We start from the raw sequence: 2,102 nt of genomic DNA on the forward strand, positions 1-2,102 counted from the left end.
GCCTGAGCTGCCACCTCGAGCACGTCCGCAACCACCCGCTCACCACGCGTCGCTACTATCACCAGATGAACTACTAAAGCAGTTTTCAACGGCCGTTATTTTGCTCGGAAATAATTCGTTATGTTGCGTTCGTAAAACAATGCAAACAAATGTTGCAGTCTCGTTCTAGGGAGCCATGCCATAGCTGGCCGCTTGAGGTCGTATTTGCTTGGACTTGACCATGCGGCTCGTTGGCATTTCACGGTAGCGACTTCAAGGCGAAAAGGGGCATTTTTGCCAAATGCCCCTTTTGTTTGCGCCACAAGTGGCATTCGACACCTTCATATGAAGTGTCTGATATTGGACGGTTCAAAAATAAGATTGAACCGTCTATTTCTTTCAAAATAATACGTAATAGGTTATCTTATAACGTATAGAAGTTTCATAGAATGTTGTACGGAGAACGTTATGATTAACCCAACTAGTGCTGTGCCGCTATATGTACAAGTGGCTGATGATTTGCGCCGCCGTATTGAGATGGGCGAGTTTTCCGAAAGTGGCGTGTTGCCTAGCGAAAATGGTTTTTGCGAAGAATACGAGGTTAGCCGTGCGACGATACGGAAGGCAATTCAAACTCTTGTGGATGACGACGTGCTTGATACGCGTCATGGCAAGGGCACATTTATCCGGCAGCCTAAAATCGTCTCGAGCTTGAGCACGTTTAAGGGTTTCACTTATTTTTGCCATGAAAATAATATCGAAACCTCATCTCGCGTTCTCGCTCTTCAGGAGGTCGAGCCGCCCGTTGCCGTCCGTCGTCATTTGCGAATGGAAGAGAACGAATCTGCGGTTTACCTCAAACGCGTGAGGTCAATTAACCACATCAATGCAATGATTGAACATATTTATCTTCCAGTTAAGAACTTCGGGTTTTTACTGGGTGTCGATATGGAGAACGCATCACTTTATGAAACGATTGAGAGAGAGACGGGGCTGCGACTAGAGGACAATTGTTTCCCGTCTATTGTGCTTGAAGCGGGGCTTGCTACGGATGAGGAGAAGCGCATCCTTAATATCGCAGGAGAAGCTGCGATGTTTATATTGAGTGAGACCGTTTATATGAGCACTGGTAAGCCAGTGCACTTTACTAAGCAGGTGATGTTGGGTGATTATTTTAAATACTTCTTTTCGATTAAGGCTAATCAACTCGGCATCAATTGGCAGGGACTTGAAGCCGTTGAGTGTAGAAAGCAATAGGTTGAATAATGGTTAAAGTGGAGAGCGCTGTTCCATTGTATAAGCAGATCGTTCACGATCTTGTGAGTCGAATAGAAAGTGGCGTATATAGCGAAGGGGATAAGCTTCCTACTGAGACGGAGCTTATGGAGGAATATGGCGTTAGTCGTATTACTGTTCGATCGGCAATCAAGGAACTAGAGGATGCCGATATCGTTGAGCGCACGCGAGGGAAAGGTACTTTTGTTACCACGACGCGCAATGCCTATGCAGCCGATGACCAGGAAAGCTTCACCCATTCCTGCATTCAAGAAAATAAAAAGCCTTCGACCGTAGTGCTCGAAATAGCTTGGATTTATCCTACGCTGCGCGATGTGCGTTTTCTTCAGGTCCAGGAGGACGAGAATATTCTTCAGACTAGACGTTTGCGCTTAGTCGATGGCGTGCCAACGATGTTGGAAACCAATAGCTACACTCCTTCTCTTGCCTTTTTGGAACATGAAGATTTATCGGGTTCTCTACTTGAGGTGCTGGGAAGACGCCATATCGAACTTGGCAATAACGAGCGAACGTTGCAGGTGTGCTTTGCAAGTGCTTACGAGGCAGAACATTTGAATGTAAAGCCGGGATCTGCCCTTTTATTATTTGTAGATAAGCGTTGCAACGCGCAGGGAGTGCCATTGTTTATTTCGCGGCAGGTGTACTGCACTGAGCGCTTAAAGTTTTATCTCTAGCGAAAGTCAAAGCCCGGATTTTTCCTGACCGAATAACAAGAGACTGAAAACGCCCCGACAAAGGGGCGTTTTTTTTGGCTCTGTTAGACCAGGATTGACATTCCGCCCCGTCATCTTCTTGCGATTGCACAATGGTCGCCCCTTGTCGAATCT

Annotated in this window: 2 protein-coding genes; both read left to right on the forward strand. The window is 46.4% G+C overall.

Annotation, left to right across the window (positions count from 1 at the left end; all coding sequences use genetic code 11):
- Positions 1-447: 447 nt before the first annotated feature.
- Positions 448-1,236 (forward strand): GntR family transcriptional regulator, encoded by a 789-nt coding sequence (locus ACEXKH_RS09600; protein WP_099432597.1) that lies wholly within the window; start codon positions 448-450, stop codon positions 1,234-1,236.
- A gap of 8 nt (positions 1,237-1,244) precedes the next feature.
- On the forward strand, positions 1,245-1,949 hold the full coding sequence (locus ACEXKH_RS09605) for a GntR family transcriptional regulator (RefSeq protein WP_373573941.1): 705 nt from the start codon (positions 1,245-1,247) through the stop codon (positions 1,947-1,949).
- Positions 1,950-2,102 lie beyond the last annotated feature (153 nt).

This window comes from Collinsella aerofaciens ATCC 25986 (assembly GCF_964259375.1).
GTDB lineage: Bacteria > Actinomycetota > Coriobacteriia > Coriobacteriales > Coriobacteriaceae > Collinsella > Collinsella aerofaciens_BO.

Excerpts from the sequence above, each read along its gene's own strand:
- ACEXKH_RS09600 (WP_099432597.1), top strand. The coding sequence starts at position 448 with ATGATTAACCCAACTAGTGCTGTGCCGCTATATGTACAAGTGGCTGAT.
- ACEXKH_RS09605 (WP_373573941.1), top strand. The coding sequence starts at position 1,245 with ATGGTTAAAGTGGAGAGCGCTGTTCCATTGTATAAGCAGATCGTTCAC.